This is a genomic window from Cellvibrio sp. PSBB023, assembly GCF_002007605.1.
Lineage (GTDB): Bacteria > Pseudomonadota > Gammaproteobacteria > Pseudomonadales > Cellvibrionaceae > Cellvibrio.
Genome location: NZ_CP019799.1, coordinates 2,711,269 through 2,729,830 on the forward strand (window position 1 = coordinate 2,711,269; position 18,562 = coordinate 2,729,830).

Here is an 18,562-nt window from a genome sequence, read left to right on the forward strand (position 1 = left end):
TTATTTTTCCGCCAACAATTCGCGCAGACTGCTGAGCAGCAACTTATCGGGAATTTCCAATTGCCGCGCCGCGAGCACCAACTGTTCAAGCTGCGGGTGTAAATGTGCCAAGCGTTGCTGTTCGTTATGCGCCGATTTTTTTTGCGCTGCCACTTGCATAGGTTTGCCGCGCTGGCGAACCAGAATGCCCTCCACTTCCAATAAGCTGTAAGCTTTGGAAATAGTCATGGGATTTACCGCATGCTCCAACGCCACGTCACGCACCGAAGGCAATTCATCGCCCTCTTTTAATTGCCCACCGGCCACCATACGGCGAATTTGCTCTGCAAGCTGGCGATAAATGGGGATGCCGGATTGGGGGTTAAGCGTGAACATTAGTTTTTCACCCTGAAGAAATTAACCTCTGACCACAGCGATTTAACCCAGGCACGCCCTAATACGATCAATATCAGTAGCACACTGGAAAGCCATAAATAATTGGCGTGTTCATGACTAGGGCTAGGCCCCCACAGGAGATTTAAATAAACCATCGCACCAATAAGGACAATATTAACAATGGGGCTAATCCAATTGAGCAGCACAAAACTGGCTGCACTTTTTAGATAAACAAACACACCCAAATAGAACGAAAAGGTGGTAATCAGGATGCTAATCAACAACAAATAGGCCACATAAAAATAGCCAACCAAGGCATCCAGAACATAATGATTAATCAGTATAAATACCAGCTGCATAGGAATAATAGAAGCTGCAAACAACAGGAAGTATTGCTTCTCCATATAAACAAAAATATCTGCCCGCGAGTAATTACTGTTCATCCACAAGCGATACAGGTTGCGGTAAAAATGCTGAAATACAATTCCACCGCGAATGCAGATAAAAATAAACAGGTAAATAATGAAGAACACACTGGCAACATTAGTGGGCAGTTGTTTGGCCCAATACAATATAAACATCAGTGCAATAAGAAAAAAAGCCAGATGACCAAGCTCGCGCTTAAACCAGGCTTGAATGCCGTCTGACATACCTAACAACAATGACCCATAAAGTGTTTTAGGCACAGCAGAAAACGCAGCTGCTATAGACCGGGTATTCTGTGCTTGTCTTCGCTGCATTTCTGCAGCCGGTAGAGTCATAAAATTGACCAAGTATTTCTGTGGCTGCCAGCGGAACCACCAGACAACCATGACAAGCCAAAGTAATAGACTAACCAACCAATAAATTTCTGTGTTAGAAGTGGAAAATAAATCGGCTTTTTTTGCTGAAAAGAAGAGCAACCACACAAATAGCGGAACAAATCCCTGCGCAGTTTGTATGTAAGACCCTACCACTACAAAGAGTAATGCCACACTACTTAGTGCCATAAACGTCAGTGCAAATACTGGGTTAAACGCAAACTCCTTGGGTTCTAAAAATCCCATGGTAGTCGTTAGAATCAATGCGACCAACAACCAAAAAATCAAAGCAATTACAAATAGAGGGCGACGTAAATCTGCCATGCACTGGAATTGTTTACTGCTTCTTAAAGCCAGCATTTGTCCGGGCACTAACATGCCCACCATCATCAGCAACAAAAGGCTAAAGGCTGAACCTATATAAAGCACAAAGGAGACATTAAAAAAATACAGGACTGCACCTAACAATAGCACCACGATAGTCAATAGACCAAGCCACTTCACATAGCGCGCCGGCAACAGCATCACCAACATCAAGCGCCAATATTGATTAAAGGTTATTGAGGTACTCATGGGTTTAACTCCAGAAAAATATCTTCCAGACTTAAATATTCCACCCGCACTTGCGCGGAAAAATCCTGTGCAAGCTGCTGCTCCATGTCGAGCTGCCAGTGCTCAAGGATGAGCTGGGCTTGATTGCCGCTATTTTTTTGTTTGATTAGATACGGCCAAGTAATTTTTTGGGTGAATGGGTGATCAGACATCAACGTAACACGCACAACGCTTTCCTTCAGTTCATCCAAACCACCTTGATACACCAGCACGCCATCACGCAACATCCACACCTGATTGGCCACACGCTCTACGTCACTCACAATATGGGTGGAGAAAATCACCGCGCGGTTTTCATCGGCAGCTATATCCACCAACTGTTGTAAAAACTGGCGGCGGGCGATGGGATCAAGGCTGGCGACCGGTTCGTCCAGAATCAATAATTCCGGCTCATGGGCGAGCGCTAGCAGAATGGATAATTTTTGCCGCTGCCCCACCGACATTTTTCCCGTGTGCATATCCATAGGAATTAACCATTCCGCAATTAATTTATCCACCAGCGGTTGATTCCAATGGGTGCGGAAACTTTTGAATAACTTCAGGTGATCCTTGCCGGTTAAACTGGGCAGCAACTCATCCTGCTGGGGCACAAAACCAATGCGCTGTTTTATGTCGCCACTGATTTCCGTTGCATTGATGTTCCATAAAGTTGCTTCACCGTCCGAGGGAAAACCAAATCCCAAAATGGTTTCCAACAAGGTGGTTTTACCCGCGCCGTTTTTACCTAACAACGCAATGACTTGCCCCGGTAATACCTCGGCAGTAATCCCTTTAAGAATGGTGACACCTGGAAATTGGCGCTCTAGGTTATTCAGGGAAATATAGCTGGACATAAAAGCTCCCTCTTTATTGTTTTAGTGTTTTTGCTGGTAAGGTTTGATGTGATAACCGCGCTTTTTCAGCTGCGCGAGCAAGCCGTCTTTGCTGCTGAGATGTAAACTGCCCACCAGCACCAGTTCCACATCCGCTGTTGCAAACATAGCTTCTATTTTGGGTAGCCAAGCCTGGTTGCGATCAATCAGTAAATGCTGGTACACCTCGGGCGCTTCGCGGCGCATGTCGGCGGACATTTCGCGATCCAGTTTTTCCAATTCGCCGCGACGCCAATGTACCAGCGCTTTTTCAAGCACGCGCTCCATTTTGTGTAGATCGCGCAGAGTGGATTTAATCACCATGTTTGCATCTATATCGGCCAGCAACGCGAGCTGTTTTAATACTTCATCGCCCGTTTCCAGCTCCATAACCGGTTTATTATCGGTTTTTGCTTTTTGCAGAAAGTAGGCATCCACACCCTCTGCCGCGCCAAACCCCAAGCGCTGCATTTCAACTACCGAGAGAGACAGGCTGACAAACATGGCTTTGAAGGCGGTCATTTGTGCGAGGGGATATTGGCGCGCGGCCGCAAAGGTTTGCAGCTCTTGCCAGAGTTTGGGCTGTAAATCTTGCGCCAGTGTTTTTCCGCCGGAATACATAAATGCTTTTGCCATTTTCTGGCCAAACTCGGGCGAGGCGGCATTATCCAGATTGGTTTCAAGCACCAGACTATCGGCGGCGCTATAGGCTTGCTCGTATTCAACAGGCAGCGGGTAATCACTGCTGCGCAACAAATGAATGGTGCCGCCCAAATAGATTTTTTGGTCACCCTTGGTGATTTCGTACAGGCTGGTTTCGGCATACACACTGAGGCTGGCGACCAGCCCCAAGACCACCACCGCCCCCTGTTTTAACCAATAACGATAAATAGACATTGAACTCTCCTTGCAGATGTATTGTTCATGAAATTATGTGTATCACTACACTAATACACAAAACACAACACCACAAGTTCAATCAAAAATTTATTTCCTCGGGTGCAAAAAAAAACGCCCGGACGAATCCGGGCGTTTTTTGGCAAAAGCTCTTGTTTGAGTTAAAGAGGGTCAGCCAAGCCGTCCAAACCGATTACACCTAATGGTGTGGTCAGGTTTAGTCCATCACGCGCGACGGCGGTGTATACCATGCCGTTTGCAAAGGTCAGGCTGGCTTTTATGGCTTCGGTTTTGGTACCGGTTGGAGTGATGATGACATCGTAGTCACCCCCAGCCAGCGATACATAACCAGTATCCGCCTTGAAAGGTACCGCAGCAAACGCGGGAGTCTCATTGGTAATCGAGGTGCCAGTCGCGACAACATAAATATCCACCGCACCGGCCAGGGATGAGCCATGTACCAAGCGCACTTTGGCTTCGGTCGCGACTTTACGGTTGTTGTCAGTGAGCAGCAGCGGCTCTATATCCGCCAGAGCACCGACGGCCAACAAAGTGTATTCAGTGCTATTTGCCAGTGGCACATCGGCATTAATCACTACTGGCGTCGTCACACCGGTTGGTACCACTTTGAAATTGTAGGTCGCCGCTGGCAGATTCAGGTAGTCGGTAAATAGGGGGAACGCCAGGTTAGCTACTGCTGGAGTAGCACCATCGTTAGCCAGGATATCCACCGCAGGTGCATCGGCAGAAGCGTGTACCACACGGATATTGGCACCGGCAGCCGCATCACTCAATACCGCCACATTGCTACCATCCACCACGATTAATTGAATGGGCGATGAGCCGGTACCCACGTTGGGCACAGCGCCAATCAACAGGTCTTTGCCACTGCTGAGGGCGACGGAACCTGAATCAAACACCACTGTGTTGTCGGGCAGGGTTACACGGATTTGGTAAGTACCCGCAGGGACTTCTACCGGACCAAGGGTTTCTTTGAACTCAAAGCTGCCCAAAACGGTAGCATCACTCAAGGCGGCGCCCGGTGCAGTCACATGCACACGCACTTCAGGCGCAGCGGCAGCAAGGTGAGCAACACGTACACGCACATTGTTGCCGTTAGCCAGTTTGCCCATGTCGCTCAACAGCAGTGGCTCGATGTTAGCAACACTGTTGACAGCCAGTACGTCGTAGCGGGTATTGGCATCAAAGGTCAGATCCACAGGACCAATCACCGTAGCATTACCGCCGGGGATAATGCCTTCCACCGCGATGTTGTAGGTGTCGGCATCCAACTCAAGGAAACCGGTGGTTTGTTGGTAATCCAGATTGGAAGCAGCCACGGCACCATCAACCCAGAGATTCACCTTGGGCGCATTTGCTGAGGCGTGAATCACGCGCACATGGGTTTTGTTTGGAGCCAAACCATCCAGACCAATCACGCCCAGCGCAGCGGTCAAGCCAGCACCATCGCGGGCGATAGCGGTATAAACACCACCATTTTCCAAGGCAACAGGTGCCTTGATAGCTTCGGTTTTGGTACCGGTTGGGGTGATGATCACATCGTATTCACCCGCTGCCAAACTCACATAACCGGTTTGCGCCTTGAAGGGGATATTGCTGAACGCGGGGGATGCGTTGGCAATACCTGCACCGGCAGCGACAACATAGATATCCACATTGCTAGCCAACGTAGAGCCATGCACCAAGCGCACTTTGGCTTCGGTGGCGACAGAGCGATTGTTGTCGGTCAACACCAGCGGCTCAATGGTCGCCAGGGTGCCCACCGCCAGAATGCTGTAGGCGCTGCCATTGGCCAGAGGCACATCGGCATCGATCACTACAGGTGTAGTCAGCGCGTTGGGGGTCACTTTGAAGTTGTAGGTTGCGGCAGGCAGGTTCACATAACCTGTCGCTTCAGGGAACGCGAGGTTGGCGATCGCCGGGGTTGCGCCGTCGTTCACTGTCACATCTACTGCGGGAGCATCGGCTGTTGCATGTACAACACGAACATCAGCTCCTGCATTCTTGTCGTTCAGTATGGCAACCGCATTGCCATCCAATACCGCCAGACTAATGGGCGATGAACCAGTACCCACATTGGGCACAGCGCCAACAAGCAAGTCTTTACCGGCTGCCAGTTCAACGGCACCCGAGTCATAAACCACCGTATTGTCTGCAAGGGTGACGCGGATTTGATAGGTACCAGCCGCGACTTCGACAGGGCCGAGGGTTTCTTTAAAGGCAAAGGTGCCCAAGGGTGCTGCACCGGCCAGGTCTGCATCGGGCGCGGTGACATACACATTCACTTCGGGCGCTGCCGCCGCCAGGTGAGCCACACGCACACGCACTTTGGTGCTATCGCTAAGGCTGCCGGTGTCGGCCAGAACCAGCGGCTCAATGTCCGCAACGGGGCCAACGGCAATAACGTCATAGGCTGTCTTGCCAGCCAGGGTTAAGTTAACTGGGCCGATGACCACGGCATTGCCACCGGGGATTACACCCTCTACAGCGATCTTATAGGTGCCTTCGTCCAATGCCAGCACACCGGTGGACTGCTGGTAATCCAGACCAGATACCGCTTCGGCATCATTCACCCACAGGTTTACTTTGGGTGCATCGGCAGAGCCGTGGAATACGCGCACGCTGGTTTTATCCAGCGGCACCACAGTCACTGTGGCCGACGCCTTTTTGCTGTTGTCCGACACACTGGTCGCTGTGACATGGTAAGTGCCCGGTGTAGCAGGCGCGGTGTACACGCCGGTGCCAGTAATAGTGCCGCCATTCGCTTCGGTAACCGACCAGGTCACGCTGCTGTTATTAGTCCCCGTAACACTCGCCACGAAGTTTTGCGTCATGCCGACTTTTACCGTTACTGCCGCTGGGCTGACCGCAACACTCACATTTTTCTTATTGCCATCGCCGCCACAGGCGACAAGCACAAGACTGAGCAATGCCAGCCCCACACCTTTCGCAAGGGATGTAATACCTCTGATTGATTTCATTTTTCCTTACCTCTGGTATTGATCGTTTTAACTGTTATTGGACTGATTGTGATGTTTATAGGATCGGTAACACAGGGCGATACCCATTACATCGTGGGGTATCAGCGGGGGAGGTTTACGCCCTGATTTTTTGGAGGGATCAAAACCGCGTAAAAAAAATGACAAAACAATTCACGAATCGCGCTCAAACACACAAAACAGTGAAATCGCCCCAGGGCAGGTGATCCGGAAAAATACAGGGGGCGTAAAAGGTGTGTTACGGACTATCTAAAACTACCCGGTGAGCGATAATGAGACATCAAATGACGACGACAAAGGCCCAGTCGATGAATGACTCAAGTGCAGCAAACGATACCCCGGACTGGGGCGCCCTGCTTGCCCGCGTGGCCGAACACGATGACAAAGCCGCCTTCAGAGAGATCTATAAGCACTTTGCGCCACGTATAAAAGCCTATGCAATCAATCAAGGTTTCAGCCAGCATGCAGAAGTATTGGTGCAGGAAGTAATGACCAGTGTGTGGCGCAATGCCGGAAAATATTCAGAAGCATTGGCTTCTGTGTCCACCTGGATCTTCACCATCACGCGCAACCAGCGCATTGATATGCTGCGCAAACTCAATCGCACCCGCGCTGAAGTGGTGATAGAAACCGAAGACCTGTGGCAGATCCCCACCGAGGACACCACCATTTGCTCCATTCAAAATTTATCGACCGAAAAGTTTGTAAAAACCGCTATCGATAAATTACCGGAAGAACAAATGATTGCACTGCGCAAGGTTTACTACGAAGGTAAAACCCACGAGGAAGTGGCAGAGGAATTAAAAATTCCTCTGGGTACAGTGAAAGGCCGCCTGCGCCTGTCGCTGCAGAAATTACGTGTAATGTTTGAGGCAAAAGAGCTATGAGTGCTTATCATCCCGATGATATGACGTTAATGAATTATGCCGCGGGCAGCTTGAGTATTCCGCAAGCGCTGGCTGTGTCTGTGCATCTCTGCTTTTGCCACGAGTGCCGCGACCTGGTGAAAAATTTTAATCACCTGGGCGGCGCCTTGTTGGAAACCATTAAACCTGCCAGCACCGATGACGATGCCTTTGATTCACTCATGGCATCCCTGGAGCCCCACGATCACAACGATGCGCCCAAAGTAAAAGTGGATATGGGCAACACCGACAAGATCACCCAGCACTTCAGCAACCCGCTGCTGCGTTACTTGCCTACATCGCTCGCGGAGTTACCCTGGCAACGCCAAACCAAGGAAATCAGCAAGTTTGATTTAACCGCACTGCTGAATGTAAAAGGGTTTCAGGTAGCGCTGCAAAAAATCAACGCCGGCGCCAAAGTACCCATACACACTCACAAAGGGTTTGAGTACACAGTCATCCTCAGCGGCGGCTTTTCTGATGAATTGGGCGTGTATCACGAAGGCGATTTCATCGCCCGCGATACCAGCCACAAACACAGCCCCACTGCACTGCAAAATGAAGATTGCATCTGCCTCACCGTATTAAATGCACCGCTGAAATTTACCGGTTGGCACCGCGTGCTCAATCCATTTATGGCGTGGAGTTAATCGATTAAGCAACCTGACAAATCCCCGCATCGGCGGGGATTTTTTTGCCTCACACACAGACTGACGTGAACTCACTCACCACGCGCAACAAACAATTATCGCCCTATGCCCTGTACCGGACAGACAGGCAAAAAACCATCCAGTAGACTTCGGCACCAAGACTTGTGGTGTTACACGTTACTGACCGCGAGCCTCTTTTGTTACAGGATGCTCGATGCCAGCCCACACTACCGCCGTAGTTAATCGCCTTATTGAAAGTTTATCGCCGGAGGCGCGCCAACAAATTCTGCACAGCAGTGAATTAGTGGAGCTAAGCTCCGGCACAGTGCTGTGCGAACCCGACCTTCCCTTTCGCTACGTTTATTTTCCGCTCACCAGCTTTATTACCCTGGTCACCACCCTGCGCGATCATCAGCCGCTGGAAATGGGACTAATCGGCAACGAAGGAATGCTCGGCGCCACCGTCGCACTCGGCATCAATAGCGCCCCCATGCGCGCCATGGTGCAAGGTTCAGGCACAGCATTGCGCATGACCGCCGAGCAACTGCAACAAGAATTGCAAAACAATGCCGCGCTCACCAGCACCTTCAATCGCTATTTATATGTGCTAATGGCACAACTCGCCCAAACCGCTGCCTGTGCCCACTTTCACGCCATAGAACCACGCCTTGCACGCTGGCTATTAATGACCCACGACCGCGCCCACGCCGACTATTTTCATCTCACCCAGGAATTCCTCGCCAACATGCTCGGCGTCCGCCGCAGCGGAATTACCGTCGCAGCCGGCGCGTTACAAGAGCGAAAATTAATTCAATATACACGCGGAAAAATCAGCATTTTGGATAGAGCAGGATTAGAAGCCGTTGCGTGTGAATGTTATGAAGCGGTAACTAAAGATTACGCGCGGTTGTTTGAGTGATTTTTTTCGCCACTATTTTTATTCTTCAATTTACATTCAAAAAATCTAGCCGGTACCAACTTCTTTTCTTACAGTAAAAGCTTTCCACATTTAACCCATATCCAGATTTAAATATCCGTTCAAAAAAACGCCCGCGTCTTTCGAGGCGGGCGTTTTCGTAACTCAGTGCAGAGAAAAGTTACTCTTCAGTAGTTTCCGTTGGTGCTGCACCTGACTCTTCAGCCAAAGCTTCTTTGATTGAGAGTTTGATGCGGCCACGTTGGTCTACGTCCAGGCATTTCACTTTTACGATTTGGCCTTCTTTCAAATAATCGCTCACGCTGTTTACGCGCTCGTCGGCGATTTGAGAGATGTGTACCAAGCCGTCTTTGCCCGGCAGGAAATTAACGAATGCGCCGAAGTCTACGATACGAACCACAGTGCCTTCGTAGATTGCACCGATTTCCGCTTCGGCAACAATGCCTTGTACGCGGAAAATAGCAGCGTTGAGCGCTTCGGTGTTGTCGGCGTAAATTTTAACGGTGCCATCATCATCGATATCAATAGAAGAACCGGTTTCTTCGGTAATTGCACGAATGGTCGCGCCGCCTTTACCGATGATGTCGCGGATCTTGTCCGGATGGATTTTGATGGTTTCAAAACGCGGTGCGTTGTCGCTAACCACATCACGTGATTTGGCGAGCACTTTGTTCATTTCGCCGAGGATGTGCAAACGCGCGGCCAGAGCTTGCTCCAGTGCGATTTCCATAATCTCTTCGGTGATACCTTCAATTTTGATATCCATTTGCAGTGCAGTCACACCGCTGGTGGTACCCGCTACTTTGAAGTCCATATCGCCGAGGTGATCTTCGTCGCCGAGGATGTCGGTCAATACTGCAAAGCCGTTAGCTTCTTTCACCAAGCCCATAGCGATACCCGCTACCGGAGCTTTGAGTGGAACACCGGCATCCATCAACGCCAGGCTTGAACCACACACAGAGGCCATGGAGCTTGAACCGTTAGATTCGGTAATTTCGCTCACCACGCGCAGGGTGTAAGGGAAATCGGATTCGGCAGGCAGAACAGCAGCCACACCGCGACGCGCCAAACGACCGTGACCGATTTCACGACGACCAGTAGCGCCCATACGACCACACTCACCTACCGAGAAAGGAGGGAAGTTGTAGTGCAACATGAAGGCATCTTTTTTGGAGCCTTCGAGGAAATCGATGATTTGTGCATCGCGCGCATTACCCAGAGTCGCTACTACCAACGCTTGGGTCTCGCCACGGGTAAACAAGGCTGAACCGTGAGCTTTGCCCAACACGCCAACTTCAACTTGAATTGGACGAACGGTTTTGTTGTCGCGGCCATCAATACGTGGCTCGCCCGCAACGATGCGCGAACGCACCAAACGGTATTCCACCATGCCGAATTCTGCTTTCACTTCATCGGCAGAGAAGCCAGTCACTTCACTCACCAACTCAGCAACGGCTTGGTTGCGCAGTTCGCCCAAACGGTCGTAACGCTGAGCCTTGTCAGTGATACGGTAAGCATCGCCAATCGCTTCGCCAAAGTTATTTACAATAGCGTTGGTCAATTCAGTGTTTGCTGGAGCTGGTTGCCAATCCCAACGCGGTTTACCCGCATCGCGTGCCAATTCCGCACAGGCTTGCACCACGGCTTGTAATTCCTGGTGTGCGTAAAGCACTGCACCGAGCATGATGTCTTCGGGCAATTCTTTTGCTTCAGATTCCACCATCAACACAGCGTCTTTAGTACCAGCAACCACCATGTCCAACTCGGAAGTATCGAGTTGTTTGAAACTTGGGTTGAGGAGGTAACCCTCTTCCTGAGTGTAACCTACACGCGCAGCACCGATTGGACCATTGAATGGAATACCGGAAATCGCCAGTGCAGCAGAGGTGCCGATCATGGCAACGATATCGGGATCGTATTGCTTGTCGGTAGACACAACGGTGCACACGACTTGCACTTCGTTGAGGAAGCCTTCAGGGAATAATGGACGGATTGGACGGTCGATCAGGCGTGAGGTCAGGGTTTCTTTTTCGGATGGACGACCTTCGCGCTTCAAGTAACCGCCGGGGATACGACCAGCGGCATAGCTTTTTTCCTGGTAGTGCACAGACAGCGGGAAGAAATCCTGGCCTGGTGATGCTTGCTTGGCACCAACAACGGTACAAAGCACAGATACTTCACCCATGGTAGCCAATACTGCGCCGGTTGCTTGACGAGCAATACGGCCAGTTTCGAGGGTTACGGTTTGGTTGCCGTATTGGAACTTTTTAATAATCGGATTCACTCTTTTATCCTTTGTTTTCACTAAAAATCAGTTGCGTTATCAACCATCAGTTATGTTGATCAACCTTGTGGATAGTTACGCGTCTATTTAAGTTTGCTCTTTGCATTCATATCAATAAAAAATCAGTACGAACTGTGCATCCTGCCCGGGCGCTAATTTTTGCTCTCATCAGCGCAATTCCATAATCGCTTGTTAACATCAAACAACAGCATTACAAAATAAAAGTGCCCGCAAAGCGGGCACTGGACAAACTTAACGGCGCAGACCTAATTTTTGAATCAGAGCAACGTAACGAGAAGAGTCCTTACCTTTCAGGTAGTCCAACAATTTACGACGGGCATTTACCATACGGATCAGGCCGCGACGTGAATGGTGGTCAGCCTTGTGGCTAGCGAAGTGACCTTGCAGTTTGTTGATGTTGATAGTCAACAAAGCTACTTGAACTTCGGGCGAACCAGTATCGCCTTCTGCTTGTTGGTACTCTTTAACGATTGCAGCTTTTTCAGAAGCACTCAGTGCCATGATGTTTTCCTCAGTTAATATGCAAATCAATTACAGCCCAGCCGCGCATATTTACAGGTGGGTTGTTGCGGTGATTATCCATAAGGATGTCATCCGCGGCTTTTTATCGACGGGCAAGTTGCCGTATCGATAAATTCTCTTGCCTCGCTCGATCCATGGGTGGATCAAGTAGGGGTTTTACGAATACTTATCCGACCTGATTATCCAACTCAGGTTTCGTTGGATGAGCGGTTGGCCAAAATGCGCTTGGGAGCAACGCCACCTTCATCGGTGATACAGCCTAATCCGAGAAACGCCCGTGGCGATTGTTCGGTTTCTGCACAAAAGACTCGCACAATATCACCTTGCTCACCAAATCGATAGACCTTGGACACCATCACCGGGTTGCCCAAACGGAAGTAATGGGCGCTATTGGCAGGCAAGTCTACGGCAGGCAAGCTGGCGACGGGTGCATCGGTGCTGAGCAGATAGCTATCCAGCGCCGCATAGGCAGCAGCATCGCCCTGAGTAGATTGCACCTCGGCAAAACGCGCCTCCAATGCCTCAAGGGTGACGCATTGGCTTTCATCAAATAAACCAGCAGCAGAACGATGCAAGGTTTTAACATGGCCACCACATCCCAGGGCTGCGCCTAAATCCACTGCAATCGAGCGGATGTAGGTACCTTTGGTACAGCGGATATCCAGCTCCACCTCGGCTTCATCGCCGGCGCGGAACGCCAGTATGTCGATGCTATGGATAGTTACCGGGCGCGGCGCACGCTCTACTTCAACACCCTGACGCGCCATTTTATACAGCGGCTGGCCATTCAGTTTGAGCGCAGAGTACATGGGCGGCACTTGCAGGATATCGCCAGTCAAGGGCTTCAGCGCCGCCTCAACCTGTGCCAGGGTAATACCCGCTGTGGATGTCTGCTCCAGAATCTCGCCATCGGCATCACAGGTGTCTGTGGTTACGCCAAGGCGAATACAGGTGCGATAACCTTTATCCGCATCCAGCAGGAATTGTGAAAACTTGGTCGCCTCGCCAAAACACAAAGGCAATACACCAGTAGCAAGAGGATCAAGCGCGCCGGTATGACCCGCCTTCTCCACAAAAAATAACCGCTTTGCGCGCTGCAATGCATGGTTTGAGGTCATGCCGGCAGGCTTGTGCAACAACAATACACCGTCGACAGGACGGCCTTTTCTACGTGCCATGAATAATTACTCGCCCTTGGATTCGTCGGGCGCTGCATCACTGGCAGGCTCATCGTCATGCTGGTGCAGGCTATCTTCTTTCAGGGCGCGCTCAATCAAGGTCGACAAGGCCTGGCCTTTCACCGAGGTTTTGTCGTAAATAAATTGCAGCTTGGGCACAGTGCGCATGCTCAACTCTTTGGCGAGGAAGGTGCGCAAAAAACCGCTGGCTTTATTCAATACCGCGGCAGCAGCAATACTTTCTTTTTCATCGTCAACGCCCACGAAGGTCACAAACACTTTGGCGTAGGCCATATCGCGCGTGACCGTCACTTCGTTGATATTCACCAAGCCAATACGCGGATCGCGAATTTCGCTGGGAATCACCTGTGCCAGGATGCGCTGGATGGCATCGGAGACACGGTCTGAACGGGTAAATTCTCTTGGCATGCGCCATTAACCTCTTAAAAATAACAAAGCCCCACCCCCATGACAGGGGTGGGGCGCGGGCCTTGCGCCGGGCTTAGAGCTGGCGCGCCACCTCTTTCACTTCGTAAACTTCGATCTGATCGCCGACTTTTACGTCGTAGTTCTTCACACCGATACCACACTCAAAACCGTTGCGCACTTCGGCAACATCGTCTTTGAAACGACGCAGGGATTCGAGCTCGCCGGTGAAGATCACCACGTTGTCGCGCAGTACACGGATCGGCTTATTGCGCGATACGGTACCCTCAACCACCATACAACCGGCAACCTGGCCGAATTTGGGTGAGTTGAACACTTCACGCACGTTAGCGATACCCACGATAGTTTCAACACGCTCAGGATCAAGCATACCGCTCAGTGCCGCTTTCACTTCGTCCAGCAATTGGTAAATGATGCTGTAGTAGCGAATATCCACGCCTTCACTCTCAGCCAAACGGCGGGTTGCACCGTCAGCACGCACATTAAAGCCAACGATAATCGCACCGGACGTAATCGCCAGGTTCACATCGTTTTCAGTAATGCCGCCGATACCGGAAGAGATAATGTTCACTTGCACTTCATCGTTACCGATTTCGTTGAGTGACGCCATAATCGCTTCAAGAGAGCCGCGCACGTCTGCCTTCACAACAACGGTGAGGGTCTTCTTCTGACCGGCTTCCATATTAGAGAACATATTCTCCAACTTGGATGCCTGGAAGCGCGCAAGTTTCTCTTTACGCTCCTTCTCGGCACGGAACTGGGCAACTTCACGGGCTTTACGCTCGTCAGTCAGCACCACAAAATCATCACCGGCACTTGGCGGGGTATCAAGACCCAGAATCTCAACCGGTGTTGATGGACCTGCGTCCTGCACCTGCTGACCGCGCTCGTTCATCATGGCACGCACACGGCCATAACTTTGACCGGCAAGGATCAAATCGCCCTGCTTCAACGTACCTTGCTGTACCAGAATGGTAGCGACAGTACCGCGACCTTTATCGACACGCGCTTCAATCACTACGCCTTTTGCTGCCGCGCTGGGAACTGCATGCAATTCCAATACTTCCGCCTGCAGGGAGATAGCTTCCAGCAACTCGTCAATACCTTGACCGGTGTGAGCAGAAACCTGAATGAACTGGGTGTCACCACCGTAGTTTTCAGGAATAACGCCCTTCACTACCAACTCATTGGTAACACGATCAGGATCAGCAGAAGGCTTGTCGCACTTGTTAATCGCAACCACAATCGGCACACCCGCCGCGCGAGCGTGAAGGATCGCCTCTTCGGTTTGTGGCATTACACCGTCATCTGCAGCAACTACCAGGATCACCACGTCAGTCGCCTTGGCACCACGGGCGCGCATCGCGGTAAACGCGGCGTGACCGGGGGTGTCGAGGAAGGTGATTTCACCGCGTGAAGTCGATACGCGATAAGCACCAATATGCTGGGTAATACCACCGGCCTCGCCCGCCGCCACTTTGGCTTCGCGGATGTAGTCAAGCAGCGAGGTCTTACCATGGTCAACGTGACCCATTACGGTAACAACCGGTGCGCGCTGTACCAAATCACCTTCGGTTTCCAGCGATTTTTCCAGTGCATGCTCAATGTCGTTTTCGCTAACCAGAACGGCCTGATGCCCCATCTCTTCAACCAGCAACACTGCGGTGTCCTGATCGATAGATTCGTTCATGGAAGCCATTACTCCCATTTTCATCAAGCGCTTGATCACTTCACCCACTTTGACCGTGAGGCGTTGTGCCAATTCCGATACCGCAATGGTCTCGGGAATATTTACTTCATGAACAATCTTGGTGGTTGGCTTTTTGAAAGCATGTTTGTTGTGTTTTTTGTGGCTCGCGCGCAAATGGCTGCGACGCGCCAGTACATCGCTGTCTTCACCGTCTTCGGCAACAAAATCCAAGAGCTCCAATTTAGGATTCTTTTTGGACGGTGCGCCTTTTTTGACAGCCTTGCCCGGACCGCGCTTGTTGCGTTCGGAATCATCCGCATCATCGTCATCACGCTTATGCGTTTTCTTATGACCATGACCGTGCTTGGTATCTTCTTTGTCAGCAGGGGGCGCAATAACCGCAACCGCAGGTTTGCCCTTGGAGGGGCCGCGAGCATCAGGGCGCGCTGTTTTGGCTGGCGCTTGTGCGGCAGGCTTTTCTGCAGCAGGCTTCTCGGTACGCGGTGGGTTGCGTTTAGCCTCTTCCGCGGCACGCTTGGCCTCTTCTTTGGCTTTCAATTCTGCCTGGCGCGCAGCTTCTTCTGCTTGGCGACGCTCAATAGCCGCACGGCGTTTTTCTTCAATGCCGTCGGTGAACGAAATACGGTGTGATGGCGCCTCAACAGCTGGGGCAACTTCTGCTGGCTCTTCAGCAGCAACCGGTGCCGGCTCAGGCTCTACCGGAGCAACTGGCTCAGGCTCAGGCGCGACCTCAACCTGCACCACTACCGGCTCAGGAACAGGCTCCGCCACAACCACCGGCTCTTGCTCGGCTTCAGGCGCATCGAGAGTTGCTGAATCAGCCACTTCATCCTCGCGTTTGATGTAAGTACGCTTTTTGCGCACTTCAACATTCACGGTTTTCTTTGCATTACCCGTACCGGTTTTAATGGTCGTGGTGATTTTACGCTGCAAAGTAATTTTGGTCGGTTCGCTGCTTGCTTCACCATGACTGGTTTTCAAAAAAGTCAGCAAGCGCTGCTTTTCATCGTCAGAGACTTTTGCGTCCGCATTCTTGTGATGCAAACCCGCTTCCTGCATTTGCTTGAGCAAACGCTCTACGGGTGCACCTATCGATTTGGCGAGTTCGTTAACGGTTACTTCTGCCATTGTTTTTCCTCAGGGATTGTTCGTTGCCTACAGGGTTTTGCTCACAGGAGTGGCTCACACTTAGGCAAACCAGGGCTCGCGCGCTTTCATAATCAGTGCGGCGGCACGAGTCGCATCAACACCTTCTATATCCAATAAATCATCAATGGATTGCTCAGCCAAATCTTCCATAGTGACTATGCCACGACTGGCTAAATTAATGGCCAGCGCTTCATCCATACCTTCCATACCCAATAAATCTTCTGCCGGTGCAACGCCTTCAATGCGCTCTTCCGATGCCAACGCTTGCGTCAGCAATGCATCTTTGGCGCGCGCGCGCAATTCTTCCGCGATGGTTTCATCAAAGCCGTCGATTGCAAGCATTTCTTCCAGCGGCACATAGGCAACTTCTTCAAGGGTTGTGAAACCTTCTTCTACCAATACGCCCGCGATATCTTCATCCACATCCAGCGCATTCATAAACATGCTGATGTAGCTGCCGGATTCCGCTTCTTGCTTGGACTGCCATTCGGCAACGCCCATCACGTTGATGTTCCAGCCGGTCAGTTCGCACGCGAGACGCACGTTTTGACCACCGCGACCAATCGCCATGGCCAGATTATCTTCGTTAACGGCGAGATCCATTGAACCGGCATCTTCATCAACCACAATGGATTCAATTTCCGCAGGTGACATGGCATTAATTACGAATTGCGCCGGGTTATCGTCCCACAACACAATATCAACGCGCTCACCGCCCAATTCATTGGATACTGCCTGTACGCGCGAACCACGCATACCGACGCAAGCACCTACTGGATCAATACGGCCATCGTTGGTTTTCACCGCAATTTTTGCACGCAGGCCAGGGTCGCGAGCAGCGCCTTTAATCTCAATCACTTCTTCTGCGATTTCAGGCACTTCTATTTTGAACAGCTCTACCAGCATTTGCGGATTGGAACGGCTCAGCAATAATTGTGGACCGCGCGCTTCAGTGCGAACTTCCAACAGCAGCGCACGAATACGATCGCCCATGCGGAAAATTTCACGGCCAATCAATTGATCGCGCGGCAAAATACCTTCGGCATTATTACCCAGATCCACAATAATGCTATCGCGTGTTACTTTTTTCACAGTGCCGCTGATCAACTCGCCCATACGGTCGCGATATTCATCCACCATTTGTGCACGTTCTGCTTCACGCACTTTTTGCACAATAACCTGCTTGGCCGTTTGCGCAGCAATACGACCAAACTCGGCGTTTTCAATTTTCTCGCGGTAGGTGTCACCCACTTTCAAGCTGGCATCTTTATCGCGCGCTTCATCCAGGTACAGTTGTGTCCCCAACTCAGCCATCGCATCGTCAGCAACCAATTCCCAACTGCGATAGGTATCGTAATCACCGGTAGTGCGGTTAATCACCACTTCGATGGTTGAATCTTCATCAAAACGTTTTTTAGTGGCGGTGGCGAGTGCAATTTCAATCGCCTGGAAAATTAATTCCTTATCCACGCCTTTTTCATTTGATACCGCATCAGCGACCAGCAAAATTTCTTTGTTCATTGGTTTGCCTCTGTTAACTCCTCAAGCCAGTGAAGTGCGCACACTCACCAGATACATTACGTTTTCCATCTGATCAGGCTGCAAAATGATTCTTGCAGTGATTTATTACAATTACTCTTTATCGTCGAGCAAATTATGCTGACGCATCAGATCGTCATAGCGCGGCTCAACGTTTGCTTTATCGATAGTGTCTATTGGCAACTGTACTTCTTTATTGTCGACCAACAAAAACACATCGCCGTTTTCCACTTTGGTGATAACACCTTTAAAACGGCGGCGACCATCGCGCGCAATTCGCATGCGCACACTGATTGTCTCGCCAACATAACGCAGATACTGCGATTCTTTATACAGCGGGCGGTCCATACCTGGCGATGACACTTCAAGCGTGTACTCACCATCGATGGGATCTTCCACATCAAACACACTGCTCACCTGGCGACTAACACGCTCGCAATCATCCAGCGAAACGCCATTTGGGCCATCGATAAAAATGCGCACTGTGGTGTAGCGCCCTTGCGTCAAATATTCCAATCCCCACAACTCACAACCGAGCGCGGTGGTGACCGGAAGGATCATTTGTTCTAACAATTCTTGCTTGGATGCCATGCTTTAATCCGCAATAAATCAGGCCCGCAAAAGCAGCAGCCCAAAAAACAAAAATGGGCACAAGGCCCATTCG

At 50.8% G+C, this 18,562-nt stretch carries 15 protein-coding genes; 3 read left to right on the forward strand and 12 right to left on the reverse strand.

Annotation, left to right across the window (positions count from 1 at the left end):
• From B0D95_RS11810 to B0D95_RS11830, 5 genes are all read right to left on the reverse strand, one after another.
• Positions 1–375: a GntR family transcriptional regulator gene (locus B0D95_RS11810; protein ID WP_078044072.1), complete on the reverse strand. Its 375-nt coding sequence runs from the start codon at positions 373–375 to the stop codon at positions 1–3.
• A complete protein-coding gene (locus tag B0D95_RS11815) occupies positions 375–1,748 on the reverse strand; it encodes a hypothetical protein (RefSeq protein ID WP_078044073.1) in 1,374 nt (457 codons plus the stop codon). The genes B0D95_RS11810 and B0D95_RS11815 overlap by 1 nt, the downstream gene beginning before the upstream one ends.
• Positions 1,745–2,620, reverse strand: a complete 876-nt coding sequence (locus B0D95_RS11820; protein ID WP_078044074.1) for an ABC transporter ATP-binding protein — start codon at positions 2,618–2,620, stop codon at positions 1,745–1,747. Before B0D95_RS11820 ends, B0D95_RS11815 begins: the two co-directional genes overlap by 4 nt.
• Positions 2,621–2,641: 21 nt before the next feature.
• Positions 2,642–3,535, reverse strand: coding sequence for a TraB/GumN family protein (locus tag B0D95_RS11825; RefSeq protein WP_078044075.1), 894 nt, complete (start codon positions 3,533–3,535; stop codon positions 2,642–2,644).
• A 161-nt stretch (positions 3,536–3,696) separates the two neighbouring features.
• On the reverse strand, positions 3,697–6,537 hold the full coding sequence (locus B0D95_RS11830) for a DUF4397 domain-containing protein (RefSeq protein ID WP_078044076.1): 2,841 nt from the start codon (positions 6,535–6,537) through the stop codon (positions 3,697–3,699).
• Between the two features lie 302 nt (positions 6,538–6,839).
• Between B0D95_RS11830 and B0D95_RS11835 the strand changes: the two genes are divergently transcribed.
• The 3 genes from B0D95_RS11835 to B0D95_RS11845 all read left to right on the forward strand — a co-directional run bounded on the left by B0D95_RS11835 (position 6,840) and on the right by B0D95_RS11845 (position 9,029).
• A complete protein-coding gene (locus B0D95_RS11835; protein ID WP_244904550.1) occupies positions 6,840–7,442 on the forward strand; it encodes a sigma-70 family RNA polymerase sigma factor in 603 nt (200 codons plus the stop codon).
• Positions 7,439–8,110: a ChrR family anti-sigma-E factor gene (locus tag B0D95_RS11840; protein ID WP_078044078.1), complete on the forward strand. Its 672-nt coding sequence runs from the start codon at positions 7,439–7,441 to the stop codon at positions 8,108–8,110. The genes B0D95_RS11835 and B0D95_RS11840 overlap by 4 nt, the downstream gene beginning before the upstream one ends.
• Positions 8,111–8,324: 214 nt before the next feature.
• Entirely contained in the window at positions 8,325–9,029 is a 705-nt protein-coding gene (locus B0D95_RS11845) for a Crp/Fnr family transcriptional regulator (protein ID WP_078044079.1), read from the forward strand.
• A 178-nt stretch (positions 9,030–9,207) separates the two neighbouring features.
• On the opposite strand, the gene pnp is transcribed toward B0D95_RS11845, so the two are convergent.
• The 7 genes from pnp to rimP all read right to left on the reverse strand — a co-directional run bounded on the left by pnp (position 9,208) and on the right by rimP (position 18,489).
• Entirely contained in the window at positions 9,208–11,331 is a 2,124-nt protein-coding gene (gene pnp / locus B0D95_RS11850) for a polyribonucleotide nucleotidyltransferase (RefSeq protein ID WP_078044080.1), read from the reverse strand.
• 252 nt (positions 11,332–11,583) lie between these two features.
• Positions 11,584–11,853, reverse strand: a complete 270-nt coding sequence (gene rpsO, locus B0D95_RS11855; protein ID WP_007645205.1) for a 30S ribosomal protein S15 — start codon at positions 11,851–11,853, stop codon at positions 11,584–11,586.
• Between the two features lie 209 nt (positions 11,854–12,062).
• On the reverse strand, positions 12,063–13,052 hold the full coding sequence (gene truB, locus B0D95_RS11860) for a tRNA pseudouridine(55) synthase TruB (protein WP_078044081.1): 990 nt from the start codon (positions 13,050–13,052) through the stop codon (positions 12,063–12,065).
• Between the two features lie 6 nt (positions 13,053–13,058).
• Complete coding sequence (gene rbfA, locus B0D95_RS11865) at positions 13,059–13,481, reverse strand: 30S ribosome-binding factor RbfA (RefSeq protein WP_078044082.1); 423 nt, start codon at positions 13,479–13,481, stop codon at positions 13,059–13,061.
• Positions 13,482–13,554: 73 nt separating this feature from the next.
• Positions 13,555–16,338, reverse strand: a complete 2,784-nt coding sequence (gene infB, locus B0D95_RS11870; RefSeq protein WP_078044083.1) for a translation initiation factor IF-2 — start codon at positions 16,336–16,338, stop codon at positions 13,555–13,557.
• 60 nt (positions 16,339–16,398) lie between these two features.
• Positions 16,399–17,880 carry a transcription termination factor NusA gene (nusA, locus tag B0D95_RS11875; RefSeq protein ID WP_078044084.1) on the reverse strand — a complete coding sequence of 494 codons (1,482 nt, stop codon included), beginning with the start codon at positions 17,878–17,880 and terminating at the stop codon, positions 16,399–16,401.
• A 111-nt stretch (positions 17,881–17,991) separates the two neighbouring features.
• Positions 17,992–18,489, reverse strand: a complete 498-nt coding sequence (gene rimP / locus B0D95_RS11880; RefSeq protein WP_078044085.1) for a ribosome maturation factor RimP — start codon at positions 18,487–18,489, stop codon at positions 17,992–17,994.
• Positions 18,490–18,562: the final 73 nt, after the last annotated feature.

Bases quoted from the DNA above. Each gene is read 5' to 3' on its own strand.
- B0D95_RS11820 (WP_078044074.1), bottom strand. From the start codon at position 2,620: ATGTCCAGCTATATTTCCCTGAATAACCTAGAGCGCCAATTTCCAGGT.
- rpsO (WP_007645205.1), bottom strand. From the start codon at position 11,853: ATGGCACTGAGTGCTTCTGAAAAAGCTGCAATCGTTAAAGAGTACCAA.
- infB (WP_078044083.1), bottom strand. From the start codon at position 16,338: ATGGCAGAAGTAACCGTTAACGAACTCGCCAAATCGATAGGTGCACCC.
- B0D95_RS11830 (WP_078044076.1), bottom strand. From the start codon at position 6,537: ATGAAATCAATCAGAGGTATTACATCCCTTGCGAAAGGTGTGGGGCTG.
- B0D95_RS11845 (WP_078044079.1), top strand. From the start codon at position 8,325: ATGCCAGCCCACACTACCGCCGTAGTTAATCGCCTTATTGAAAGTTTA.
- B0D95_RS11815 (WP_078044073.1), bottom strand. From the start codon at position 1,748: ATGAGTACCTCAATAACCTTTAATCAATATTGGCGCTTGATGTTGGTG.
- rimP (WP_078044085.1), bottom strand. From the start codon at position 18,489: ATGGCATCCAAGCAAGAATTGTTAGAACAAATGATCCTTCCGGTCACC.
- B0D95_RS11810 (WP_078044072.1), bottom strand. From the start codon at position 375: ATGTTCACGCTTAACCCCCAATCCGGCATCCCCATTTATCGCCAGCTT.
- B0D95_RS11825 (WP_078044075.1), bottom strand. From the start codon at position 3,535: ATGTCTATTTATCGTTATTGGTTAAAACAGGGGGCGGTGGTGGTCTTG.
- nusA (WP_078044084.1), bottom strand. From the start codon at position 17,880: ATGAACAAAGAAATTTTGCTGGTCGCTGATGCGGTATCAAATGAAAAA.
- rbfA (WP_078044082.1), bottom strand. From the start codon at position 13,481: ATGCCAAGAGAATTTACCCGTTCAGACCGTGTCTCCGATGCCATCCAG.
- truB (WP_078044081.1), bottom strand. From the start codon at position 13,052: ATGGCACGTAGAAAAGGCCGTCCTGTCGACGGTGTATTGTTGTTGCAC.
- B0D95_RS11840 (WP_078044078.1), top strand. From the start codon at position 7,439: ATGAGTGCTTATCATCCCGATGATATGACGTTAATGAATTATGCCGCG.
- B0D95_RS11835 (WP_244904550.1), top strand. From the start codon at position 6,840: ATGACGACGACAAAGGCCCAGTCGATGAATGACTCAAGTGCAGCAAAC.